General features: G+C 55.5%; 19 protein-coding genes and 1 pseudogene. 3 read left to right on the top strand and 17 right to left on the bottom strand.

All coding sequences use genetic code 11. The annotated features are described in order from the left end of the window. The coding region (locus FHC48_RS23825) for an IS1 family transposase (RefSeq protein ID WP_097491765.1) at positions 1 to 58 on the bottom strand (58 nt) is incomplete at its 3' end. Positions 59 to 90: 32 nt separating this feature from the next. Between FHC48_RS23825 and FHC48_RS16195 the strand changes: the two genes are divergently transcribed. After that, on the top strand, positions 91 to 2,409 hold the full coding sequence (locus FHC48_RS16195; RefSeq protein WP_220420550.1) for an autotransporter outer membrane beta-barrel domain-containing protein: 2,319 nt from the start codon (positions 91 to 93) through the stop codon (positions 2,407 to 2,409). A gap of 48 nt (positions 2,410 to 2,457) precedes the next feature. On the opposite strand, the gene FHC48_RS16190 is transcribed toward FHC48_RS16195, so the two are convergent. The 10 genes and pseudogenes from FHC48_RS16190 to FHC48_RS23495 form a co-directional block, all read right to left on the bottom strand. Beyond that, entirely contained in the window at positions 2,458 to 2,691 is a 234-nt protein-coding gene (locus FHC48_RS16190) for a YgdI/YgdR family lipoprotein (protein WP_021240552.1), read from the bottom strand. 139 nt (positions 2,692 to 2,830) lie between these two features. Beyond that, positions 2,831 to 6,055, bottom strand: a complete 3,225-nt coding sequence (gene carB / locus FHC48_RS16185) for a carbamoyl-phosphate synthase large subunit (RefSeq protein WP_008502028.1) — start codon at positions 6,053 to 6,055, stop codon at positions 2,831 to 2,833. A gap of 18 nt (positions 6,056 to 6,073) precedes the next feature. Then, a complete protein-coding gene (gene carA / locus FHC48_RS16180) occupies positions 6,074 to 7,222 on the bottom strand; it encodes a glutamine-hydrolyzing carbamoyl-phosphate synthase small subunit (protein WP_010427050.1) in 1,149 nt (382 codons plus the stop codon). Between the two features lie 454 nt (positions 7,223 to 7,676). Continuing rightward, entirely contained in the window at positions 7,677 to 8,498 is an 822-nt protein-coding gene (dapB, locus tag FHC48_RS16175; RefSeq protein WP_021240555.1) for a 4-hydroxy-tetrahydrodipicolinate reductase, read from the bottom strand. Positions 8,499 to 8,703: 205 nt separating this feature from the next. After that, positions 8,704 to 9,654 (bottom strand): 4-hydroxy-3-methylbut-2-enyl diphosphate reductase, encoded by a 951-nt coding sequence (ispH, locus tag FHC48_RS16170; RefSeq protein ID WP_032654909.1) that lies wholly within the window; start codon positions 9,652 to 9,654, stop codon positions 8,704 to 8,706. A gap of 1 nt (position 9,655) precedes the next feature. After that, positions 9,656 to 10,105 carry an FKBP-type peptidyl-prolyl cis-trans isomerase gene (gene fkpB / locus FHC48_RS16165; protein WP_003856450.1) on the bottom strand — a complete coding sequence of 150 codons (450 nt, stop codon included), beginning with the start codon at positions 10,103 to 10,105 and terminating at the stop codon, positions 9,656 to 9,658. A gap of 118 nt (positions 10,106 to 10,223) precedes the next feature. Continuing rightward, entirely contained in the window at positions 10,224 to 10,724 is a 501-nt protein-coding gene (gene lspA, locus FHC48_RS16160) for a signal peptidase II (RefSeq protein WP_008502034.1), read from the bottom strand. Beyond that, complete coding sequence (ileS, locus tag FHC48_RS16155; RefSeq protein WP_025912149.1) at positions 10,724 to 13,540, bottom strand: isoleucine--tRNA ligase; 2,817 nt, start codon at positions 13,538 to 13,540, stop codon at positions 10,724 to 10,726. The genes lspA and ileS overlap by 1 nt, the downstream gene beginning before the upstream one ends. Before the next feature lie 45 nt (positions 13,541 to 13,585). Beyond that, a complete protein-coding gene (ribF, locus tag FHC48_RS16150) occupies positions 13,586 to 14,512 on the bottom strand; it encodes a bifunctional riboflavin kinase/FAD synthetase (protein WP_023326674.1) in 927 nt (308 codons plus the stop codon). Between the two features lie 7 nt (positions 14,513 to 14,519). After that, positions 14,520 to 14,726: pseudogene (locus FHC48_RS23495) on the bottom strand (DUF2575 domain-containing protein); the annotation flags it as partial. Between the two features lie 115 nt (positions 14,727 to 14,841). Here FHC48_RS23495 and rpsT point away from each other — a divergent pair. Continuing rightward, positions 14,842 to 15,105, top strand: coding sequence for a 30S ribosomal protein S20 (gene rpsT / locus FHC48_RS16145; RefSeq protein ID WP_008502037.1), 264 nt, complete (start codon positions 14,842 to 14,844; stop codon positions 15,103 to 15,105). A 59-nt stretch (positions 15,106 to 15,164) separates the two neighbouring features. On the opposite strand, the gene nhaR is transcribed toward rpsT, so the two are convergent. The 4 genes from nhaR to dnaK all read right to left on the bottom strand — a co-directional run bounded on the left by nhaR (position 15,165) and on the right by dnaK (position 20,618). Continuing rightward, complete coding sequence (gene nhaR, locus FHC48_RS16140; RefSeq protein ID WP_008502038.1) at positions 15,165 to 16,064, bottom strand: transcriptional activator NhaR; 900 nt, start codon at positions 16,062 to 16,064, stop codon at positions 15,165 to 15,167. A gap of 58 nt (positions 16,065 to 16,122) precedes the next feature. Beyond that, on the bottom strand, positions 16,123 to 17,298 hold the full coding sequence (gene nhaA / locus FHC48_RS16135) for a Na+/H+ antiporter NhaA (RefSeq protein ID WP_023326672.1): 1,176 nt from the start codon (positions 17,296 to 17,298) through the stop codon (positions 16,123 to 16,125). Positions 17,299 to 17,471: 173 nt separating this feature from the next. Beyond that, positions 17,472 to 18,617, bottom strand: a complete 1,146-nt coding sequence (gene dnaJ, locus FHC48_RS16130) for a molecular chaperone DnaJ (protein ID WP_008502040.1) — start codon at positions 18,615 to 18,617, stop codon at positions 17,472 to 17,474. A gap of 87 nt (positions 18,618 to 18,704) precedes the next feature. Next, entirely contained in the window at positions 18,705 to 20,618 is a 1,914-nt protein-coding gene (gene dnaK, locus FHC48_RS16125; RefSeq protein WP_008502041.1) for a molecular chaperone DnaK, read from the bottom strand. Positions 20,619 to 20,914: 296 nt separating this feature from the next. Here dnaK and satP point away from each other — a divergent pair, with 296 nt between their 5' ends. Continuing rightward, positions 20,915 to 21,481, top strand: a complete 567-nt coding sequence (gene satP, locus FHC48_RS16120; RefSeq protein WP_008502042.1) for an acetate uptake transporter — start codon at positions 20,915 to 20,917, stop codon at positions 21,479 to 21,481. Here satP and FHC48_RS16115 read toward each other — a convergent pair. After that, positions 21,458 to 22,780, bottom strand: coding sequence for an MFS transporter (locus tag FHC48_RS16115; RefSeq protein WP_095442975.1), 1,323 nt, complete (start codon positions 22,778 to 22,780; stop codon positions 21,458 to 21,460). The genes satP and FHC48_RS16115 overlap by 24 nt on opposite strands. Before the next feature lie 122 nt (positions 22,781 to 22,902). After that, positions 22,903 to 23,490 carry a molybdopterin adenylyltransferase gene (gene mog, locus FHC48_RS16110; RefSeq protein ID WP_008502044.1) on the bottom strand — a complete coding sequence of 196 codons (588 nt, stop codon included), beginning with the start codon at positions 23,488 to 23,490 and terminating at the stop codon, positions 22,903 to 22,905.

Genomic DNA, 23,490 nt, shown 5'->3' with positions numbered 1-23,490 from the left:
TACGCACCACCCCGTCAGTAGCTGAACAGGAGGGACAGCTGATAGAAACAGAAGCCACTGGAGCACCTCAAAAACACCATCATACACTAAATCAGTAAGTTGGCAGCATCACCCAAGACAGGTATCAACGCCCAAACAGGTGCCGGTATAAATAACAGCGGTACAATAAGCGGTACAAGTGACAATGGTATTACCGTGAGCGAAGGCAATTCAAAAATCACCAATACTGGAACCGTTCAGGGTGCGCAAAACGGCATCAACGTAACGGATACGGCGAAAGTTGATATCATTAACAACGGTTCGATCGGTGGTGGCGGTACGGCTATTACGTTTGCCAGCAGCAAAAATAATACGTTGGTGCTTGACACTGGCTCGTCACTGAAAGGCGACGTAATTTCGAGCATCTCTAAAGGAAATACGATAACCCTGGCAGGAACCGGCACAGAAGACAGCAATTTTGTTGGCTTATCGGAAGGCGATGGCTTTGCTTCTTTAGAAATGGACGGCGAAAGCTGGGCGCTCTCAGGGAATATCGACATTATCGGTTCTGGCAATTCGCTGCTGGTTAACAGCGGTGATTTAATCCTGTCGGGGAATGTGTCTAATGCAGGTACGACTCTCGTTGCCAAAGATGCTTCTCTCCAGCTGGGTGATGGTACGAAAACCGCGACGCTGAGTGGTGGACTGACCAACAACGGCACACTTATTTTTAATCAGGGCAGTAATACGGCGTTCGCCACCGGCATTACCGGTAGCGGCAATGTTGAAAAAGTGGATTCCAACACCCTGACGCTAACCGGCAAAAACACCTACACGGGTGATACCGTTCTGCATAGCGGCACCACGCTGGTCGCTGTTGGTTCAACGCTTGGTACAAAGAGTAGCAACGCGACGATTACTGTCGAAAATGGCGCTCAGTTTGCCACTGCTGGCGAAGTAAACGACAATATCAACATCCTCACGGGTGGTACGCTGGCAGCATGGAATGCGATTCAGGGTAACGATACGCTGAGCGTTTCAGGTATCGATACGGTCAACGGCAACGTCACCAATGGTGGCACACTGTTACTCAGCGCCGCCAATCACAGCGTTGGCAATAATTTCACTATTAACGGCGACTATATCGGCTCTGCGGGCAGTCAGATCGTGATGAACAGTACCCTGGGTGAAGACAACTCGCCAACCGATCATCTCACCATTACCGGCAGCAGCTTTGGCCAGTCCGACGTCAGCGTGAACAACATTGGCGGCCTAGGCGCGCAAACCGTTAACGGCATGGAAATTGTCAGCATTGGCGGCAGCTCCGAAGCCCAGTTGACCCTTGCCAAACCGGTGGTTGCCGGTGCGTGGGAATATAATCTCTATCAGCACAGCAACGGCAACTGGTACCTGGAGTCAAAGGCCACGCCTTCCGATGAACCGTCTGATAATACCGACAACGGTGGTAACACCGACAACGGCAGCAATAGCGGTCCCGAAGTCATGGCTCCTGAGGTCGGCGCTTACTTAGGTAACTACCTTGCCGCGCAGAGCATGTTCCTGCACAAGCGTGACGATCGCGATCAGATCACCTTCCGTAACGAGGAAGATCTCAACACCTGGATGTACGTCAAAGGTCGCTACCATGAAAACAATGCGGGCGGTGACAAAGTCAGCTATGACACCACCACCACTGTCCTTCAGGTAGGCAGCGACTTCATGAGTAAGCCAATGGACAACGGCATCCTGCGTGCGGGTGGCATGTTCGGGGCAGGCCAGGCGAAGACCCACTCTGATGCAAAACACAACGTACGTGATGCGCAGGGCAAAGTGGATGGCTTTAACGTCGGCCTGTATGCAACCTGGCAGGAAGATCAGAAGCTGCGTCTGGGCAGCTACGTTGATACCTGGGCCGCCTATAGCTGGTACAACAATAAAGTGACCAGCAACCGTAACGATGAAGATTACGACAGTGAAGGCTTCGCGGCATCCGTCGAAGTGGGCCATGCATGGGTGATTGATTCAGAAAATGAGCGCACCTGGAAAATCGAACCTCAGGCGCAGGTTATCTACAGCTATCTGGATCAGGAAAACCATACCGATCGCGACGGCGTGCGGATTACCACGCTGGACAACGACGGTCTGTTTGGTCGTCTGGGCGTCAAATCAAGCTACTTCGAACAGAAAGACGTGAAAGCCTGGCAGCCGTACGTTGCCGTGAACTGGCTGAAAGGCGCAGGTCAGAACGATCTGGCGTTTAACGGCGAGACCGTCAGCAACGATACGCCGGAAGATCGCGGTCAGTTAGAGCTGGGCGTCACCGGCAACCTGAACGAAACCACGACGCTCTCCCTGCGCGCCAGCGGCGAGTGGGGTGAGAACAGCTATGCTGCTTATGGCGGTCATATCCTGCTGAACCACCGCTGGTAATCGTTCCTGAAAGACTAAAAGCCGTGGCAAACGCCACGGCTTTTTTTATTAGTTATCCAGCTCGCCCATTGATTTCACCTGATCGCGGTTGATCTGCTCGGTCTGACCCGTTTCCGCATTTTTATACGACACCAGACCGGTATCGTCATCGACCTGTGGTTTTCCGTCGGTGACAATGGTTTTGCCATCGGTGGTTTTCACTGCCTGGTTAGAAGAACAGCCCGCGACGGTAAACGTTGCAGTGGCGGCAAGAAGGGTGGCGATCAGTAATTTATTTTGCATGGTGTTTTCCCCTGCTCTCAGTTGAATTTCGTTATCGACCTAACAATTTTAGGCTAACTGACTGAAAGAGGATGAAAAACCAGAAGGTTCTGAAGATGGGGTGAATGCCCGGCAACCGAACGGCACCGGGCATTTTTACTTACTTGCTAATCTGCGCGTGCATTTCCTGAACCGAAATCACCTTCTCGGTAGCATCCGCATTCAGCGCCATGGCCGTTGCGAAACCGCCGTTCAGGGTGGTGTCGTAGTGCACTTTGTACTGCAGCGCGCTGCGGCGAATCAGCTTGGAGTCTTCAATCGCCTGGCGGCCTGCGGTGGTGTTGATGATGTAGGTGTATTCGCCATTCTTGATACGATCCTGAATGTGCGGACGACCTTCATGCACCTTGTTCACCAGACGCGGGTTGATACCCGCTTCGCCCAGCACAATTGCCGTACCGTGGGTCGCGTCCAGCTCAAAGCCCTGCTTCAGCAGCTTGGCTGCCAGGTCAACCACGCGCTCTTTATCGCCTTCGCGAACGGAGAGCAGCGCACGGCCCGATTTTCTCATGGTCGAGCTGCTGCCCAGCTGCGCCTTGGCAAACGCTTCTGCGAAGGTGCGACCCACGCCCATCACTTCCCCGGTGGAGCGCATTTCTGGCCCTAACAGCGGGTCAACGCCCGGGAATTTGTTGAACGGCAGCACCACTTCTTTCACCGAGTAGTACGGTGGAATGATCTCTTTGGTCACGCCCTGCTGTGCCAGCGTCTGGCCTGCCATCACGCGCGCCGCCACTTTCGCCAGCGGAATACCGGTGGCTTTAGAGACGAACGGTACGGTACGTGCCGCACGCGGGTTGACTTCAATCAGGTAGACTTCGTTATCTTTCACCGCGAACTGGACGTTCATCAGGCCGCGAACCTGCAGCTCGAAGGCCAGCTTCTGTACCTGCTGGCGCATCACGTCCTGAATCTCCTGGCTCAGGGTGTACGCTGGCAGAGAACAGGCGGAGTCGCCGGAGTGTACGCCCGCCTGCTCGATATGTTCCATGATGCCGCCAATCAGCACCATTTCGCCGTCGCAGATGGCGTCAACGTCCACTTCTACCGCATCGTCGAGGAAGCGGTCAAGCAGTACTGGCGCATCGTTGGAGACGCTCACCGCCGTCTGGAAGTAGCGACGCAGGTCGGCTTCGTCGTAGACGATTTCCATCGCGCGGCCGCCCAGCACATAAGAAGGACGCACCACCAGCGGGTAGCCAATCTCTTTCGCCTTCTCTACGGCCTGTTCGATGGCCGTCACCGTGGCGTTCGCCGGCTGTTTCAGCTTCAGACGGTCAACCGCCTGCTGGAAACGTTCACGGTCTTCCGCGCGGTCAATCGCATCCGGGCTGGTACCGATAACCGGTACGCCTGCCGCTTCCAGCGCGCGCGCCAGCTTCAGCGGCGTCTGGCCACCGTACTGCACGATAACGCCTTTTGGCTTCTCGATGCGCACGATTTCCAGCACGTCTTCCAGCGTCACCGGCTCGAAGTAGAGGCGGTCAGAGGTGTCGTAGTCGGTGGAGACGGTTTCCGGGTTACAGTTGACCATGATGGTCTCGTAACCGTCTTCACGCAGCGCCAGCGAGGCGTGTACGCAGCAGTAGTCGAACTCGATGCCCTGGCCGATACGGTTTGGACCGCCGCCCAGCACCATAATCTTGTCGCGGTCAACTGACGGATTCGCTTCGCACTCGTCTTCATAGGTGGAGTACATGTACGCGGTGTCGGTAGAAAACTCTGCCGCACAGGTGTCGACGCGCTTGTACACCGGGTGCAGGTCATACTGGTCGCGCAGCTTGCGGATTTCCGCTTCGCGCACGCCCGCCAGCTTAGCCAGACGCGCGTCGGCGAAGCCTTTACGCTTCAGCATGCGCAGGAAGTCTGCGTCCAGGCCGTTGATGCCCAGCTCTGCCACTTTCTCTTCCAGACGCACCAGCTCTTCAATCTGTACCAGGAACCAGCGGTCGATGTTGGTCAGGTTGAACACGCCGTCGACGGACAGGCCCGCGCGGAAGGCATCGGCGATGTACCAGATACGTTCTGCGCCTGCGTCTTTCAGCTCGCGACGGATTTTAGTCAGCGCTTCCGGGTCGTCCAGGCTCACTTTCGGGTCAAAGCCGGTTGCGCCCACTTCCAGACCGCGCAGCGCTTTCTGCAGGGATTCCTGCTGCGTGCGGCCAATCGCCATCACTTCACCGACGGATTTCATCTGGGTGGTCAGACGGTCGTTCGCGCCGGCGAATTTCTCGAAGTTAAAGCGAGGAATTTTAGTCACAACGTAGTCGATGGACGGCTCGAAGGACGCAGGGGTGCGGCCACCGGTGATGTCGTTCATCAGCTCATCGAGGGTATAACCCACCGCCAGTTTCGCCGCCACTTTCGCAATCGGGAAGCCGGTCGCTTTAGAGGCCAGCGCGGAGGAACGGGACACGCGCGGGTTCATTTCGATAACAATCAGACGGCCGGTTTTCGGGTTTACGGAGAACTGTACGTTAGAACCGCCGGTTTCCACGCCGATTTCACGCAGTACCGCCATCGAGGCGTTACGCATGATTTGGTACTCTTTGTCGGTCAGCGTCTGGGCTGGCGCAACGGTGATGGAGTCGCCGGTGTGGATACCCATCGCATCGAAGTTTTCGATGGAGCAGACGATGATGCAGTTGTCGTTTTTATCACGCACCACTTCCATCTCGTACTCTTTCCAGCCAATCAGCGATTCATCAATCAGCAGCTCTTTGGTTGGGGAAAGATCCAGACCGCGTTCGCAAATTTCTTCGAACTCTTCGCGGTTGTAGGCAATACCGCCGCCGGTGCCGCCCATGGTGAACGATGGACGGATGATGCACGGATAGCCCACTTCAGCCGCAACGGCCAGCGCTTCTTCCATGTTGTGTGCGATACCGGAGCGCGCGGTGTCGAGGCCGATTTTCTTCATCGCCACGTCGAAGCGGCGACGGTCTTCGGCTTTATCAATCGCGTCGGCGGTGGCACCAATCATGGTGACGCCGAATTCGGCCAGTACGCCCTGACGCTCCAGCTCCAGCGCGCAGTTCAGCGCCGTCTGGCCGCCCATGGTCGGCAGCACCGCGTCCGGGCGCTCTTTTTCGATGATTTTACGTACCACTTCCCAGTGAATCGGCTCGATGTAGGTTGCATCAGCCATTTCCGGGTCGGTCATGATGGTGGCCGGGTTAGAGTTCACCAGGATGACGCGGTAGCCCTCTTCACGCAGGGCTTTACACGCCTGCGCGCCGGAGTAGTCGAATTCGCAGGCCTGGCCGATAACGATCGGGCCAGCGCCAAGGATCAGGATGCTTTTTATGTCTGTACGTTTTGGCATTGTCTTCTCGGCTCCTGATTATTTAGCGGTCTTACGGTATTGCTCGATAAGTTCGATGAAGTGATCGAACAGCGGTGCGGCGTCGTGCGGGCCCGGGCTCGCTTCCGGGTGGCCCTGGAAGCTGAACGCTGGCTTATCGGTGCGATGAATCCCCTGCAGGGTGCCATCGAACAGCGACTTATGGGTCACGCGCAGGTTAGCCGGCATTGAGGCTTCATCGACGGCGAAGCCGTGGTTTTGCGCTGTGATCATCACCGTGTTGTTATCGATATCTTTCACCGGGTGGTTACCACCGTGGTGGCCGAACTTCATCTTGACGGTGTTCGCACCGCTCGCTAGCGCCAGCAGCTGATGGCCGAGGCAGATGCCGAATACCGGGATATCGGTTTCCAGGAAGGACTTGATGGCGGCGATGGCGTAATCGCACGGCGCCGGGTCGCCAGGGCCGTTGGACAGGAAAATACCGTCCGGATTCATCTTCAACACGTCTTCGGCAGACGTTTGTGCAGGCACCACCGTCAGGCGGCAGCCGCGGTCAACCAGCATGCGCAGGATGTTGCGCTTGGCGCCAAAATCGTAGGCCACCACGTGGAACGGCAGCTCGCTCTCTTTTTTCGCTTCCGGCAGGTCGCCTTCCAGCGTCCAGCTACCCTGAGTCCAGCTGTAGGCTTCAGCGGTAGTCACTTCTTTCGCCAGGTCCATGCCGTTCAGGCCCGGGAAAGCTTTCGCTTTTTCCAGCGCCAGCGTCGCATCGAGGTTATCACCTGCGATGATGCAGCCGTTCTGTGCACCCTTCTCGCGCAGCAGACGCGTTAACTTACGGGTATCGATATCGGCAATCGCCACGATGTTATGGCGCTTCAGGTAAGAAGAGAGATCTTCAGTGTTGCGGAAGTTGCTGGCAATCAGCGGCAGGTCACGAATGACAAGGCCTTGCGCATGTACCTGAGAGGATTCTTCGTCAGCCGCATTGGTGCCGACATTGCCGATATGAGGATAAGTAAGAGTAACGATTTGGCGAGAATAGGAAGGATCAGTGAGGATTTCTTGATAACCGGTCATTGAAGTATTGAAAACGACTTCCCCAACCGCCGAACCCGTTGCCCCTATGGCCCGACCGATAAACTGGGTTCCGTCTTCCAGAACCAATAGCGCTGACTTAATCAAAACACCCTCCAGAGAATATTCACTCACTTTATTTGCATATTAATTCATAACCATGTCATGGATCAATGCAAATGTGTTGCCAGCGGATTTTTGGCAAACGGCGGCATTCTGGAGATTTGGTGGGTAAAAGTCAACTTAAAACCGATATTTTGTTTAGTCTTTTGCGTATCTGGCGAGGCGAGTGAAGCTTAAGCGACAAAAAGATCAGGTAAATCACGGCGGAAAACGCTTGCGCGCCGGGTTTAATGAAAAATGAGTCGACGCAGCATCAAAAAGTGGACCAAATGGTCAAAATTTACATTTCAGTAACGAGAATCAAGAGGAACAGCTATACTTTCAAGGCTAAATGAACAAAATAATCACGAAATAGATAAAATAAAAGGGCAATAAATTATTGCCCTATGCAATCAAATAATTACGACTGCAATAACCACATCACGATGGGTAATAATGCTTACAAATTGTTGAGATCCAGCACATCTCTCATATCAAAAAGGCCATTTCTCTTCTCTTTCAGCCACAAAGCGGATCGAACGGCACCATTGGCAAACGTCATTCGGCTGGACGCTTTATGCGTAATTTCGACGCGCTCGCCAATATCGGCGAACATCGCGGTATGTTCGCCGACGATGTCACCCGCCCGGACGGTTGCGAAACCAATGGTGCCTGGCACGCGTTCCCCGGTGTGGCCTTCGCGGGCATAGACCGCACAGTCTTTTAAATCTTTATCAAGTGCATGAGCAATCGCTTCGCCCATCGCCAGCGCCGTGCCGGATGGTGCATCAACCTTATAGCGGTGGTGAGCTTCAACAATCTCAATATCGGTGTAGTTGCCCATCACCTTCGCGGCCTTCTCCAGCAGCTTCAGCATGACGTTAACGCCAACGCTAAAGTTTGCCGCGAAGACAATCGCAATCTCTTTGGATGCATCCTGGATAGCCTGCTTGCCCGCATCGTCAAAACCGGTGGTGCCGATCACCATCCCCTTGCCGTGCTGGCGGCAAAATGCCAGATGCGCGAGCGTCCCTTCCGGGCGGGTAAAATCGATGAAGACATCGAAGTCCTCTTTAACCGCATCCAGGCTGCTTTGTACGGTGACGCCGGTCTTTCCCGCGCCCGCCAGCTCGCCAGCATCGGTTCCCAGAAGCGATGAACCGTCACGCTCCAGCGCCGCGCCAAGTGCTACGCCATCCATCTGAAGTGCCGCCTGAATCAGCTGACGGCCCATACGTCCACCCGCGCCCGCAATGGCGACACGGATCTGTGCATCATGCATAGTTATTCTCTTACGTTAAAATGATGTAAACCGTTTTCAGATTAACCAGCCTTTCTGAGCACTGCCAACTGAAAACACCAATAATTAGAATTTAACGTGAAACCGACTTAAATATCAGTAAAAGACATGATTTTGTCGTCACGATAAAGTAACGGGTAAAAAAAAGGCCAGCACAGGAGGTGCTGGCCTTTCATCAGAAAAGGGACTATTCGACTTCGCGGGCGTCGATTCTCAGTTCTTTCGGCACTTCGAAAACAATGTTCTCTTCACGTCCTTCCAGCGGCACCGCTTCGCCGCCGCCCAGCTCCTGCAGGCGGGAAATGACGTTTTGTACCAGAATATCCGGCGCGGACGCCCCGGCCGTCACGCCAACGCAGGCCGCGTCTTTAACCCACGCTTCCTGAATATCCGTGGCATCGTCGATCAGGAACGCCGCCTTCCCCATTCGCTGTGCCAGTTCAGCCAGACGGTTAGAGTTGGAGGAGTTCTTAGAGCCGACCACCAGCACCACGTCCGCCTGTTCAGCCAGCGCGCGCACCGCTTCCTGACGATTGGTGGTGGCGTAGCAGATGTCATCCTTGCGCGGCCCGACGATTTTCGGGAAGCGCTGACGCAGGGCGTCAATCACGTCAGAGGTATCGTCTACGGAGAGCGTGGTCTGGGTCATAAACGACAGTCGCGCTTCATTTTTCACGTTCAGCGTTAACACATCTTCAGGCGACTCCACCAGATACATTCCCCCTTCCGGGTTGCTGTACTGGCCCATGGTGCCTTCGACTTCCGGATGCCCGGCATGGCCAATCAGAATCGACTCTTCACCACGACGGCTGGCGCGCGCCACTTCCATATGCACCTTGGTTACCAATGGGCAGGTGGCATCGAAGACGGTCAGATCGCGACTTTTCGCTTCGTTACGGACCGCCTGAGAGACGCCGTGCGCGGAGAAAATCAGGATCGCACCGTCAGGCACTTCGCTGATCTGCTCGATAAAGATGGCACCGCGTTCGCGCAGGCTGTCGACCACGTAGCGGTTATGCACCACTTCGTGACGCACATAAATCGGCGCGCCGTAAATCTCCAGCGCGTTTTCAACAATGCTGATAGCGCGGTCTACACCGGCGCAAAAGCCGCGCGGGTTAGCCAACAGGATCTGCATTTCAGGCCTCCAGTGCCGGATCGATCTCCAGCACTTCAACATCAAAATGAACGGTACGCCCGGCAAGCGGATGGTTGAAGTCAACGGTAATCGAGTCGCCGTTGATTTCGCGGATCACGCCAGGCATTTCGCTGCCGTCCATAGCGGTAAAGAGCATAATCGCCCCAATTTCCGGTTCACCCGCATCCATAAACTCGCGGCGCGAGAAATACTGAATCAGGTCCGGGCTTGGCACGCCAAACGCGGCATCCGGCTCCAGCGAAAAGGCTTTTTTCTCACCCTCTTTCAGACCGAGAAGCTGCTGCTCAAGACCTTCAGACAGGGAGGTATCGCCAAGACGAAACAGGGCCGGTTTGCCGTTGTTGCGGGTGGATTCGGCCGTTGAGCCGTCATCCAGCTTCAGCGTAAAGTGAACGAGAACCGCGCTGTTGCTCTGTACGGATTTAGACATACACAATGCTCTTTAATGTTGTCTCGCCTGTGTGCCGGGTGGCGCTGCGCTTACCCGGCCTACAAGTGTCGGCATATTCGGTAGGCCGGGTAAGCGTAGCGCCACCCGGCATTGATGCTTACGCCTGCTCTTTCGCGGCCGGTTTAGGCAGGAAGCCTTCCAGCACGATTAACGCCGCACCGATGCAAATGGCGCTATCGGCGAGGTTAAAGGTCGCGAAGTGCCAGTCGCCGACGTAGAAGTCGATCATATCGACCACAAAGCCGTGCCACAGGCGATCAAACAGGTTGCCCAGCGCGCCGCCAATGATCAGCGCGTAGGCGATGTTATTCAGCTTTTGCGTTGCCTTCGAGCGGTACATCAGCACCGCCAGGATCACGCAGATACCGAGAGCGATACCCGCAAAGAACCAGCGCTGCCAGCCACCGCTGTCGGCAAGGAAACTGAACGCCGCACCATAGTTGCGCGCGTAGTGCAGGTTAAGCGACGGGAACAGCGGCACCGTCTCCCCCAGAGCAAAGTTCTGGAGGATCAGGAACTTGCTGCCCAGATCGATAATCAGCACCACCACAACCAGCCACAGCCAGCGCAGTCCTGTTGAACAGAGAGTTTTACTCATCAGGCAAACTTACGTTTTTCGCCGTCACCGGCGACGTTGCTTACACAGCGTCCGCAGATGTCTGCGTGTTCCGCCACCTGGCCGACATCGGTGGTGTAATGCCAGCAACGCGGGCATTTCTCACCGTCGGCTTTGCTCAGCGCGACTTTCAGTCCTTTGAGCAGTTCGCTCTGCTGAGCATCAGCAGACGCGTCAGCATAATCCGCAACTTTCGCACCGGAGGTCAACAGGACAAATCGTAATTCATCGCCCAGCGCCGTCAGCTTCGCCGCCAGCTCTGGCTCCGCGTACAGGGTCACCGCCGCTTCCAGAGAGCCGCCGACTTTCTTATCAGCACGCGCCTGCTCGATAACCTTGTTCACTTCGCCACGCACTTTCAGCAGCTCGTCCCAGAAGGCATCGTTCATCGCTTCGGTGCTGGAGAGATCGAACAGACCTTCGTACCATTCGCCGGTGAAGACATACTTCTCACGATCGCCCGGCAGGTAACCCCAGATTTCATCCGCGGTGAAGGACATGATCGGCGCCATCCAGCGTACCAGCGCTTCTGCGATATGGAACAGCGCGGTCTGGCAGCTACGACGCGCCACGCTGTCCGCTTTCGCGGTGTACTGGCGGTCTTTGATGATGTCGAGATAGAACGAGCCCATCTCGATGGAGCAGAAGCGCATCAGGCGCTGCACCACTTCGTGGAAGTCATAAGACTCATAGGCCTTCAGGATATCTTCCTGCGCCGCTTTCGCGCAGCCTACCGCCCAGCGGTCCAGCACCACCATCTCTTCCGGTTTCACCATGTCTTTTGCCGGATCAAACCCGTTCAGGTTCGCCAGCAGGAAGCGCGCGGTGTTACGGATACGACGATAGCTGTCGGCAGCGCGTTTCAGGATCTCGTCAGACACCGCCATTTCGCCGGTGTAGTCGGTCGACGCCACCCACAGACGCAGAATGTCTGCGCCCAGCTTGTTCATCACATCCTGCGGAGAAACGGTATTACCGATAGATTTAGACATCTTACGGCCCTGACCATCCACGGTGAAGCCGTGAGTCAGTACCTGACGGTAAGGCGCTTTACCCTTCATGGCGGTGGAGATCATCAGAGATGACATGAACCAGCCGCGGTGTTGGTCAGACCCTTCCAGATACATATCGGCAGCGTGACCGGCAAATTCTGGACGCACGTCAACCACGGAGGAGTGGGTAGACCCGGAATCGAACCATACGTCCAGGGTATCCGGCACTTTCTCGTAGTTGTCAGCATCAGCGCCCAGGATGTCACGGGCGTCGAGATCCCACCACGCCTGAATGCCGTCAACTTCGACGCGCTTCGCCACTTCTTCCATCAGTTCGAGGGTGTTCGGGTGCAGCTCATGCGTCTCTTTATGCACGAACAGCGACATCGGCACGCCCCAGGTACGCTGACGGGAGATACACCAGTCAGGACGGTTAGCCACCATGGATTCGATACGCGCCTGGCCCCAGTCCGGGATCCACTGCACGCCTTTGATCTCTTTCAGAGACTGCTCGCGCAGGCCCTTCTGATCCATGCTGACGAACCACTGCGGGGTCGCACGGAAGATGATTGGCGTCTTGTGACGCCAGCAGCACGGATAGCTATGCTGCATTTTTTCAACGTGCAGCAGCGCGCCGCTGGTGCGCAGCATGTCAACGATAATGTCGTTCGCTTTGAAGACGTTGATGCCGTCCAGCGCCGGATAGGTGCCAGGCAGGTAAGAACCGTCCGGCCCCACCGGGTTAGCGATTTCCAGACCGTACTTCAGGCTGATGTTGTAGTCGTCAGGACCGTGGCCACCGGCGGTATGTACCGCACCGGTACCCGCGTCCAGCGTTACGTGGTCGCCCAGGATCGCCGGAACGTCGAAGTCCAGGAACGGGTGTTTGAAGCGCATCAGCTCCAGCGCGTCGCCTTTAACTGTGCCCAGCACGGTGTAATCGGCGATGTTCGCGCGCTTCAGCACGCTTTCAACCAGATCTTTCGCCAGGATAACCGCCTGGCCGTCAATCTGCACCAGCGCGTATTCGAATTCACCGGACAGGGAGATCGCGCGGTTGGCTGGCAGGGTCCACGGGGTGGTGGTCCAGATCACCAGCGAGATCGGGCCGTTAACGGACGACACGCCAAATTTGGCTTTCACCGCATCCTGATCGACGGCATGGAAGGCTACGTCGATAGACGGAGAGGTTTTGTCGTAATACTCCACTTCCGCTTCTGCCAGCGCAGAACGGCAGTCCACGCACCAGTGCACCGGCTTAGCGCCTTTGTGCAGGTGGCCGTTACCGATGATTTTACCCAGCGCACGGATGATGTTGGCTTCAGTTTTGAAGTCCATGGTCAGGTACGGGTGCGACCAGTCGCCCAGCACGCCCAGACGGATGAAGTCAGCGCGCTGACCGTCAACCTGGGTGGCTGCGTATTCGCGGCACTTCGCACGGAACTCGGCGGCGGTGAATTTCTCACCAGGCTTGCCAAATTCCTGCTCAACTTTCAGCTCGATTGGCAGGCCGTGGCAGTCCCAGCCCGGAACGTAAGGCGAGTCATATCCCGCGAGTCCTTTGGACTTCACGATAATGTCTTTCAGAATCTTGTTTACAGAGTGACCAATATGAATGCTGCCATTCGCATAGGGAGGGCCATCATGCAGAATGAAGGTTTTTTTGCCTTTTTTGGCTGCACGAATGATGCCGTACAGGTCATCATCGGTCCAACGCGCCAGCATTCCCGGTTCACGCTTGGCGAGATCGCCGCGCATCGGGAACCCTGTTTCCGGCAAATTCAGGGTTGATTTATAGTCACTCATCAGATTCTCGGTTCCGTATTTATCACGTAGGCAGTTAAGCCGGGTTCAAAGCCCAAAAAACTCGCGGGCTGTTAATTCATCTCGCGCAATTTGCGCTTTGAGTTCATCCAGCGAACCAAATCGCTGCTCGTTGCGTATTTTTTTACGCAGTATTACATCTATATGGCGACCATACAGGTCCATTACAACGTCCAGCAGGTGCACTTCTAACTGTTGACGCACACCGGCGACGGTCGGACGCGTGCCAATGTTGGCGACGCCGTAAAACGGCTTTTCGCCCAGTCCTGCCACTTCCACCGCATAGACCCCTTTAACCGGGGAAACCTGACGACGCAGCGGTATATTCGCCGTCGGGAAACCTATCGTGCGGCCCAGCGCATCGCCATGGACCACGCGACCAGAGATGGTGAACGGATGTCCCAGCAGGTTTTCTGCCGTATCCAGTTCATCGTTGGCCAGCGCCTGCCGCACTGCCGTGCTGCTGACGCGCACGCCGCCTTCACAGAAGGTCATCGCGCTGGTGACGTCAAAACCGTACTCCAGACCAGCCTTCTGTAATAGCAAGAAATCACCCTGACGACCAGCGCCAAAGCGGAAATCATCGCCCACGGCAAGAAACTGCACGCCAAGACGCTTCACCAGCAGGTCGCTGACGAAATTTTGTGCTGTCAGCGCGGCAAAGCGGCGATCGAAACGTACGCACAATACATAGTCCACGCCGGACTCAGCCAGATAGCGCAACTTCTCGCGCAGGCGTGTAAGACGGGCGGGAGATTTATCGCCCGCGAACAGCTCCAGCGGCTGCGGTTCGAAAATCATCACTACTACGGGCAGGCCGCGAGCCTCCCCTTCTTTACGCAATCCCTGCAACAGCGCCTGATGACCACGATGCACGCCGTCGAAATTACCAATGGTCAGCACGCACCCGTGCGGGGCTCTGCTGAGATTATGTATGCCGCGTATCAGCTTCATGTCTGGCTCAAAACAGTGAAAATCGCCAAAGTATACCTTGTACAGCGGTTAAGGTTAACCGGCGATTGTTCGTGCAAAACAGAAAGCCGTAATGATTTCATCAGGCTGACCTTTCGCAGCGAAAAAATCTGCTCGCGAACTGCGATTTCTATGCCGAAAAGCTGTATTCACGGACAACAAGCTGGTAGAATCCTGCGCCATCACTACGTAACGTAGCGTCGCCACATTAACGGCGCTTATTTGCACAAATCCATTGACAAAAGAAGGTATAGAGGGCATATTCCTCGGCCTTTGAATTGTCCACATAGATCATATTTGGGAGTTGGACCTTGGCTAATATCAAATCAGCTAAGAAACGTGCTATTCAGTCTGAAAAGGCTCGTAAGCACAATGCAAGCCGTCGCTCTATGATGCGTACTTTCATCAAGAAAGTATACGCAGCTATCGAAGCTGGCGACAAAGCTGCTGCGCAGAACGCATTTAACGAAATGCAACCAATCGTGGATCGTCAGGCTGCTAAAGGTCTGATCCACAAAAACAAAGCAGCGCGTCATAAAGCAAACCTGACCGCGCAGATCAACAAACTGGCTTAATCGCCGCTTGTTGTTGCTTGTTTTAAAAGAACCCGCTTAACGCGGGTTTTTTTATATCTTCAGATTGCCGGTGGCGTAAACAGCGCCGAGTAGTCACGGTTACAGATTCGCTGTACCGCCGGATGCTGAATCATCCTTTCGGCAAAGATGGCGTGATACTCCTCCATCACGTTATCCACTCTGCCTATCTCCGTAATCTTGTCGTCCGAATAGAGATCGTGCGCGTAGAGCGTCGGCGCAACGAAGATGGCGTTATGGGCTTCACCGAAGGCTTTCATCAGCGCCGCATCGTCAAATTCGCCGAGAATTTCCACGTTCAGCCCCTGCGAGTTAAACCAGTTCAGGAGCTTGCGCCCCAGCATGGAACGTCTTCCCGGCACCAGCAGTCGACGCTCTTCCAGGCAGGCCGGGAAGGGTTTCTCCGGCGGCGGATTAATGCACCAGAAGCTCACGCCGCATTCCCCAATTTTCACCGAGAACAGCCCTTCCTGCTGCGTCGAGTCGATCGGACAATCCGAGATAATCATATCCAGCTTGTGCTGGCTCAGCTGTTCCAGCAGCATCTCGTGGGTGGATTCAAAGCAGCGCAGGTGGATTTGCTCGTCTTCGACCACCGCCGCATCCAGCACGCCGCTCACCAGCCGTTTGGACAGCGCATCCGCCACGCCAACATCAAAGAGCAGGTTCGACTCTTTGCGGTAGTTGACGATATCCAGCATCTCCTGGCTAAGGGTAAACATTTTGTCCGCGTAGCGGAAAACCAACTCACCCAGTTCGCTGGGTTCAATCCCGCGCCCCTTACGCTTGAACAGCTTGCCCTGCAAACGTTCTTCCAGCGCCTTGATTTGCCCGGTGATGGTTTGCGGCGTCAGGTAGAGCGCCTCTGCAGCCCCGACCACCGAGCCCTGTCTGTAGACGTGCCAGAAGTAGTAAAGATGGTTGTAATTCAAATGAGACATCGCGTCTTCGCTCCTTGAGTGTGTTTCGGGAGAAGGATCGCCTCCTCCCGGTGTTCCGTTATGCCTGGACGGCCTGTCCGGACAATTTCACCTTCAACAAGGTATAACCAATTACGGCGGCCAGTAATGACCCGATGAGAATGCCGAGTTTCGCCCAGACGATCAGCTCAGGCGCATGCGCGCCAAACGCCAGCGTCGAGATAAAGATCGACATCGTAAACCCTATTCCACACAGCACGCCGACGGCCATAATCTGCTTAAACGTGGTGCCGTGCGGCAATGACGCCAGCTTCAGTTTCGTCGCCAGCCAGCAAAAGAGGCTAATACCCAGCGGCTTACCGATAAACAGACCGGCAATAATGCCCAGCGGCAGCACGGACGTCAGCCCGTCCAGCGTCACGCCGCCCAGCGAAACCCCGGCGTTGGCAAACGCAAACAGGGGCAGGATCATAAAGGCGACCCACGGGTGCAGCACATGCTCCAGCTGTTTGGCCGGCGACTTGCCGTCCTGCGGCTTAAGCGGTACGAAGAAGCCGACGATCACCCCAGCCAGCGTGGCGTGCACGCCGGATTTCAGCACCGCCGTCCACAGCACCATCCCCACGAGGATGTAGATACCGATGCGGCGCACATTAAAGATGTTCAGCAGCGCCAGCACCGCAATCGCGCCTGCGGCCACACTCAGAGACAGGATCGACAGATCGCTAGTGTAGAACAGCGCGATAATCACAATGGCGCCAAGGTCATCGATGATCGCCAGCGCCATCAGGAAGATTTTCAGCGCAACCGGCACGCGGCTTCCCAGCAAGGCCAGCACCCCGAGCGCAAAGGCGATATCCGTCGCGGCCGGGATCGCCCAGCCGTGACGTGCAACCGGATCCTGCCAGGTGAACGCCAGGAAGAGCAGCGCCGGCACCACCATCCCACCGAGCGCGGCAATGACCGGGAACGCCGCGCGCTGGCGGCTGGCAAGCGAGCCCAGAACCAGCTCACGCTTAACTTCAAGCCCCACCAGCAGGAAGAACACCGCCATCAGCGCATCGTTGATCCACAGCAGCATGTTCTTGTTAATTTCCAGCGCCCCGACCTTCAGCTCAACGGGCGTTTCCAGAAATGCATGATAGAGATCCCGCGTGATGCCAAGATTAGCCAGCACCATCGCGGCCGCTGCGGCAATAATCAGGAGCACGCCACCGGACGCCTCACTGCTAAAGAAACGGTGTAGTAATTTCATTTAAGTTCTCTCTTTTACAACAATACCTCGATAAAACCATAATACCAAGCCAAATAGCTCGGCAAAAACAGATTAATATTGAGTATAGATTCACTTTTACCGAGCAATAACCGTAAATAAAAAAAGCCCGGAATCGCTTCCGGGCTTTTTGAAGATGAAAACCAGCTAACGGATTAGCGGGTCAAATCATCGAAGAATTTTTTGACGCCATCGAAGAAGCTTTTGGAACGCGGGCTGTTTTTCTCACCCGTCGGACCACCAAAGCTTTCCTGCAACTCTTTCAGCAGCTGTTTCTGCTTATCGTTCAGGCCAACCGGCGTTTCCACGACGACGCGGCACAGCAGGTCGCCCTGCGCACCACCGCGAACGGATTTAACGCCTTTCCCGCGCATGCGGAACAGCTTACCGGTCTGGGTCTCGCCCGGGATCTTCAGATTGACGCGACCATCCAGCGTCGGCACTTCGATTTCGCCGCCGAGAGCCGCCATCGCGAAGTTGATCGGCACTTCACAGTACAGGTTATTCCCTTCGCGCTCGAAGATAGCGTGCTGTTTCACCTGCACCTGAACGTACAGATCGCCTGCCGGTGCGCCGTGTTCGCCAGCTTCACCCTCACCCGCCAGACGGATGCGGTCGCCCGTATCCACGCCAGCCGGGATTTTAACGGACAGGGTCTTGGTTTTCTCAACGCGACCGTGGCCGTGGCATTTGGTGCACGGATCTTTAATCAGCGTACCGCGACCGTGACAGTGAGGACAGGCCTGCTGTACCGCGAAGAAGCCCTGACGCATCTGGACCTGACCGGAGCCGTGACAGGTTGGACAGGTCTGCGGCTGGGTACCCGCTTTCGCGCCGCTGCCGTGGCAGACGTCACACTCTTCCAGCGTCGGAATACGGATCTCTTTGGTAACACCGCGAACGGCCTCTTCCAGCGTCAGATCCATGTTGTAGCGCAGGTCCGCGCCGCGCGCCGCGCGCTGACGACCACGCCCACCGCCGAAGATGTCGCCGAAGACATCGCCAAAGATATCGCTGAAGTCGGCACCGCCGCCAAAGCCGCCGCCACCGAATCCACCGCCGCCCATGCCGCCCTGTTCAAAGGCTGCGTGACCGTACTGGTCATAGGCTGCACGTTTTTGTGCATCGGTCAGGACTTCGTAGGCTTCTTTGATCTCTTTAAATTTGGCTTCAGCCTCTTTGTCACCCTGATTACGGTCCGGGTGGAATTTCATGGCCAGGCGCTTATACGCCTTTTTGATTTCACGCTCTTCCGCAGTTTTCGGAACGCCTAAAATCTCGTAATAGTCTTGCTTTGCCATTGGTTTTTTTAAGCCCCTTAACATGCGAGCACGGGCGTGGAGAGTTCTCCTACGCCCGTGCCGATTAATTACCCTGCATCAGGGCGATTATTTTTTATCTTTAACTTCTTCGAACTCAGCGTCGACAACGTCGTCGTCTTTCGCATTGTTCGCCGAAGCGTCAGCGCCCGCCTGCTGTTGAGCGTGCTGCTGCTGAGCGATTTCCATCAGCTTCTGAGAAGCCTGTGCCAGTTCCTGCATCTTCGCTTCGATGTCCGCTTTATCTTCACCTTTCAGTGAGGATTCCAGCGCACTCAGTGCAGCTTCGATAGCAGTCTTGTCTTCCGCTGGCAGTTTATCGCCTGCTTCTTCAACCTGCTTACGGGTGCTGTGCAGCAGATGGTCACCCTGGTTGCGGGTCTGAACCAGCTCTTCGAACTTACGGTCGGATTCCGCGTTAGCTTCGGCATCGCGAACCATTTTTTCGATTTCCGCTTCGTTCAGACCAGAAGATGCCTTGATGGTGATCTTCTGCTCTTTACCGCTGTTTTTGTCTTTCGCAGACACGTGCAGGATACCGTCAGCATCGATGTCGAAGGTGACTTCGATCTGTGGCATGCCGCGCGGTGCCGGGTTAATACCGTCCAGGTTGAACTGACCCAGAGATTTGTTATCCGCCGCACGCTTACGCTCACCCTGCAGCACATGGATGGTTACCGCAGACTGGTTGTCTTCAGCGGTAGAGAACACCTGGCTGTGCTTGGTTGGGATGGTGGTGTTTTTGTTGATGAGCGCAGTCATCACACCGCCCATGGTTTCGATACCCAGAGACAGCGGGGTAACGTCCAGCAGCAGTACGTCTTTCACTTCACCGGTCAGTACGCCACCCTGAACCGCAGCACCGATAGCCACTGCTTCGTCCGGGTTAACGTCTTTACGTGGCTCTTTACCAAAGAACTCAGCCACTTTCTTCTGCACCATTGGCATACGGGTCTGGCCACCAACGAGGATAACGTCGTTGATATCAGACACGGACAGGCCAGCGTCCTGCAGAGCAACTTTCAGCGGCTCGATAGAACGGTTCACCAGGTCTTCTACCAGGCTTTCCAGTTTCGCACGGGTCACTTTGATGTTCATGTGTTTAGGACCGGTCGCGTCTGCAGTGATGTACGGCAGGTTCACGTCGGTCTGCTGAGCGGAAGACAGTTCGATCTTCGCTTTCTCAGCGGCTTCTTTCAGGCGCTGCATAGCCAGCGGATCGTTACGCAGGTCAATGCCCTGATCTTTCTTGAACTCGTCAACGAGGTAGTTGATCAGACGGGTATCGAAGTCTTCACCACCCAGGTGGGTATCACCGTTGGTTGCCAGAACTTCGAAGGTCTTTTCGCCGTCAACTTCGTCGATTTCGATAATAGAGATATCGAAGGTACCACCACCCAGGTCGTAAACCGCGATAGTACGGTTGCCGACTTCTTTATCCAGACCGTAAGCCAGAGCAGCCGCGGTTGGTTCGTTGATGATACGTTTTACTTCCAGACCTGCGATACGGCCAGCATCTTTGGTTGCCTGACGCTGAGCATCGTTGAAGTATGCAGGAACGGTGATAACAGCTTCAGTTACCGGCTCACCCAGGTAATCTTCTGCGGTTTTCTTCATTTTTTTCAGCACTTCAGCAGAAATCTGCGGTGGTGCTGTTTTGGTGCCTTTCACATCAAGCCATGCATCGCCGTTATCTGCCGCGATGATTTTGTAAGGCATGATGGAAACGTCACGCTGAACTTCTTCGTCCTGGAAGCGGCGACCGATCAGGCGTTTAATCGCAAACAGAGTGTTTTGCGGGTTTGTCACTGCCTGACGTTTAGCCGGCTGACCAACCAGAGTTTCACCGTCCTGGGTATAAGCAATGATAGAAGGCGTGGTGCGATCGCCCTCGGCGTTCTCCAGCACGCGTGCAGTAGTGCCATCCATAATCGCTACACAAGAGTTGGTAGTACCCAGGTCGATACCAATAATTTTACCCATCTAAACGTCTCCACTAAAAATTCAGTCAACATGTGGTTGTGTACCTGTAATAAGGGCAGAACGTGCTTTTTCAACTGCCCAGATTTGATTTTTTTCAGGTCCACACACTGCGGTTGACTACAAGATGGGGTCGCGACGGCATCCATCAAGGGGCAAGCATAAAAAAAATTTTAATTTCACCCTGATGAGATCATAGACGCCATCGATTGCGCCCATTATGATGCCGCGCCCCGTCAGGGAGAACTGACGCGGGTTTAACCATTTCACCATATTAATGATGATTTTTTTGAGGACTTATGGGCAACACTAAGTTGGCTAATCCGGCTCCGCTGGGCCTGATGGGTTTTGGCATGACCACTATTCTGCTGAACCTGCACAATATCGGGATGTTCCCGATGGATGGCATCATCCTGGCGATGGGCATTTTTTATGGCGGTATCGCGCAAATCTTTGCGGGCCTGCTGGAATATAAGAAAGGCAATACCTTCGGCTTAACCGCCTTCACCTCTTACGGTTCTTTCTGGCTGACCCTGGTCGCCATTCTGCTGCTGCCTAAAATGGGCATGGCAGACGCGGCAAACGCCCACTTCCTGGGCGTCTACCTGGGCCTGTGGGGCGTCTTCACCCTGTTCATGTTCTTCGGTACCCTGAAAGGCAACCGCATGCTGCAGTTCGTCTTCCTGAGCCTGACCGTGCTGTTTGCCCTGCTGGCAATCGGTCACCTGGTGGATAACGAAGGCATCGTTCACGTTGCCGGCTGGATTGGTCTGGTTTGCGGCGCAAGCGCTATCTACCTGGCAATGGGTGAAGTGCTGAACGAGCAGTTTGACCGCACCGTGCTACCGATTGGTGAAAAACACTGATCCCTCTGTCGTGCCCGCCTCGCGGGCACGACATCCCCCCGCCTGACGAAGCCAAAATCCCAATACCAGCCCCATCACCGACAGCGCCAGCACGTACCAGGCCGGAGCCATGGGAGACACGCCCATCAGGACCGTCACCGCAATCGGCGTCAGCCCACCGAAAATGGCATACGACACGTTGTAGGAAAATGAGATCCCGGTGAAGCGAACCTCCGGCGGGAACGCGCGCACCATGACGTAAGGCACCGCGCCGACAACGCCCACGCACAGCCCTACCACGCCGTACAGCAGGAACAACTGTTCAGGATGGCTGCCAGCCAGATGGTAAAACGCCCAGCTTGAAGCGGCCAGTAACAGGCTGCCGACAATAAAGGTAACGCTGGCCCCGAAACGATCTGCCGCCAGCCCGGCGGCCAGACAGCCAAAGCAGAGCATGATTGTCGCGATACTGTTTGCCTGTAGCGTCACGGCAGGGGCGAAACCGTACTGCTTTTGCAGCCACACCGGAGACATCAATATCACCACCACAATCCCGGCCGAGAGTAGCCAGGTGAGCAGCATCGACACCACCACCGCCTTTTTATGACGTACCACAACCGCCTTCACCGGCAGCTCCTGCGCCAGCGCTTTACGCTGCTGCATCTCCAGGAAAATCGGTGTCTCCTGCAGCCAGCGGCGCAGGTACATCGCCACCAGGCCAAACGCCCCACCCAGCAGGAACGGAATACGCCAGCCCCAGTCGTGTACGGCCTGCTGCGTCATGCTGGTATTCACAATGGTGGCGACCACCGAGCCGAGCAGGATCCCGACCGTCAGCCCCGCGGTTAAGGTTCCACAGGCGATACCAATCCGGCGCGCCGGAACATGCTCTGCGACAAACACCCACGCGCCCGGCACTTCACCGCCAATCGCCGCGCCCTGAAGCACGCGCATCAGCAACAGCAGCAACGGCGCGAGAATGCCCATCGAGGCATAGGTGGGCAGCAGACCAATGGCCAGCGTGGGTACTGCCATCAGCAGGATGCTGAGGGTAAACATCTTTTTACGCCCGACCAGATCGCCAAAGTGGGCCATGATAATGCCGCCCAGCGGACGCGCCAGATACCCGGCAGCAAAAATGCCGAAGGTTTGCACCTGACGCAGCCACTCCGGTATATCTGCCGGGAAGAAGAGCTCCCCCACTACGGCAGCGAAGAAGACGAAGATAATGAAGTCGTAAAACTCCAGCGCACCGCCTAAGGCCGCGAGCGTGAGGGTTTTGTAGTCCTGTCGATTCAGAGGTCGGGTGTTATGTGACATAGCGAACCATTATGCGTGTATTGTGGATTTATTTTTACAGCAATCGTAAAGAAAAAATTACTATACCGTAAAACCGTTACTACGCTATCGCCGCTTCAGCTTATGTCACATATTGATTAATTTCAGGAGATTGTTTCGCGACGCGCGTTTTTAGGACGAAAAGCTGCTACCACTTTCTCATCGGTTTCGACATACGGGCCGTCAAGCAGCTGTATACAATACGGTACACTTGCAAAGATGCCGTGAACGATGACGCTGCCGTCTTCCGCTTTTAGCCCTTCCAGCGTCTCTTTGATCGACTTCGGCTGCCCCGGGAGGTTCAGAATCAACGCCTGCTTGCGGATCACCCCTACCTGGCGGGAAAGAATGGCCGTCGGGACAAAGTGTAGACTGATCTGGCGCATCTGTTCGCCGAAGCCCGGCATTTCACGATCGGCAATCGCCAGCGTCGCGTCCGGCGTCACATCACGGCGCGCGGGCCCGGTTCCGCCGGTGGTTAACACCAGGTGACAGCTCATCTCATCCACCAGCTCACACAGGGTCTGCTCGATAATCGGCTGTTCGTCGGGAATAAGGCGAGTCTGGATCTCAAACGGGGTAGTCAGTGCACTGGCCAGCCACGCTTCCAGAGCGGGGATGCCTTTATCCTGGTAAACACCGCTGGAGGCGCGGTCAGAAATCGACACTAAGCCGATGCGTAAGGTATTCAT

It is taken from the genome of Enterobacter sp. EC_50, assembly GCF_019584525.1.
Classification (GTDB): Bacteria; Pseudomonadota; Gammaproteobacteria; order Enterobacterales; family Enterobacteriaceae; genus Enterobacter; species Enterobacter roggenkampii.
Note: the sequence above shows the minus strand (reverse complement) of the source record. Positions and strands in the feature narration are given on the sequence as shown.

Coding starts and splice junctions, on each gene's coding strand:
- satP (WP_008502042.1), top strand. CDS start 20,915: ATGGGCAACACTAAGTTGGCTAATCCGGCTCCGCTGGGCCTGATGGGT.
- lspA (WP_008502034.1), bottom strand. CDS start 10,724: ATGAGTAAAACTCTCTGTTCAACAGGACTGCGCTGGCTGTGGCTGGTT.
- carB (WP_008502028.1), bottom strand. CDS start 6,055: ATGCCAAAACGTACAGACATAAAAAGCATCCTGATCCTTGGCGCTGGC.
- ribF (WP_023326674.1), bottom strand. CDS start 14,512: ATGAAGCTGATACGCGGCATACATAATCTCAGCAGAGCCCCGCACGGG.
- nhaR (WP_008502038.1), bottom strand. CDS start 16,064: ATGTCTCATTTGAATTACAACCATCTTTACTACTTCTGGCACGTCTAC.
- dnaJ (WP_008502040.1), bottom strand. CDS start 18,617: ATGGCAAAGCAAGACTATTACGAGATTTTAGGCGTTCCGAAAACTGCG.
- dnaK (WP_008502041.1), bottom strand. CDS start 20,618: ATGGGTAAAATTATTGGTATCGACCTGGGTACTACCAACTCTTGTGTA.
- ispH (WP_032654909.1), bottom strand. CDS start 9,654: ATGCAGATCCTGTTGGCTAACCCGCGCGGCTTTTGCGCCGGTGTAGAC.
- ileS (WP_025912149.1), bottom strand. CDS start 13,540: ATGAGTGACTATAAATCAACCCTGAATTTGCCGGAAACAGGGTTCCCG.
- dapB (WP_021240555.1), bottom strand. CDS start 8,498: ATGCATGATGCACAGATCCGTGTCGCCATTGCGGGCGCGGGTGGACGT.
- nhaA (WP_023326672.1), bottom strand. CDS start 17,298: ATGAAATTACTACACCGTTTCTTTAGCAGTGAGGCGTCCGGTGGCGTG.
- FHC48_RS16190 (WP_021240552.1), bottom strand. CDS start 2,691: ATGCAAAATAAATTACTGATCGCCACCCTTCTTGCCGCCACTGCAACG.
- fkpB (WP_003856450.1), bottom strand. CDS start 10,105: ATGTCTAAATCCGTACAGAGCAACAGCGCGGTTCTCGTTCACTTTACG.
- mog (WP_008502044.1), bottom strand. CDS start 23,490: ATGAATACCTTACGCATCGGCTTAGTGTCGATTTCTGACCGCGCCTCC.
- FHC48_RS16115 (WP_095442975.1), bottom strand. CDS start 22,780: ATGTCACATAACACCCGACCTCTGAATCGACAGGACTACAAAACCCTC.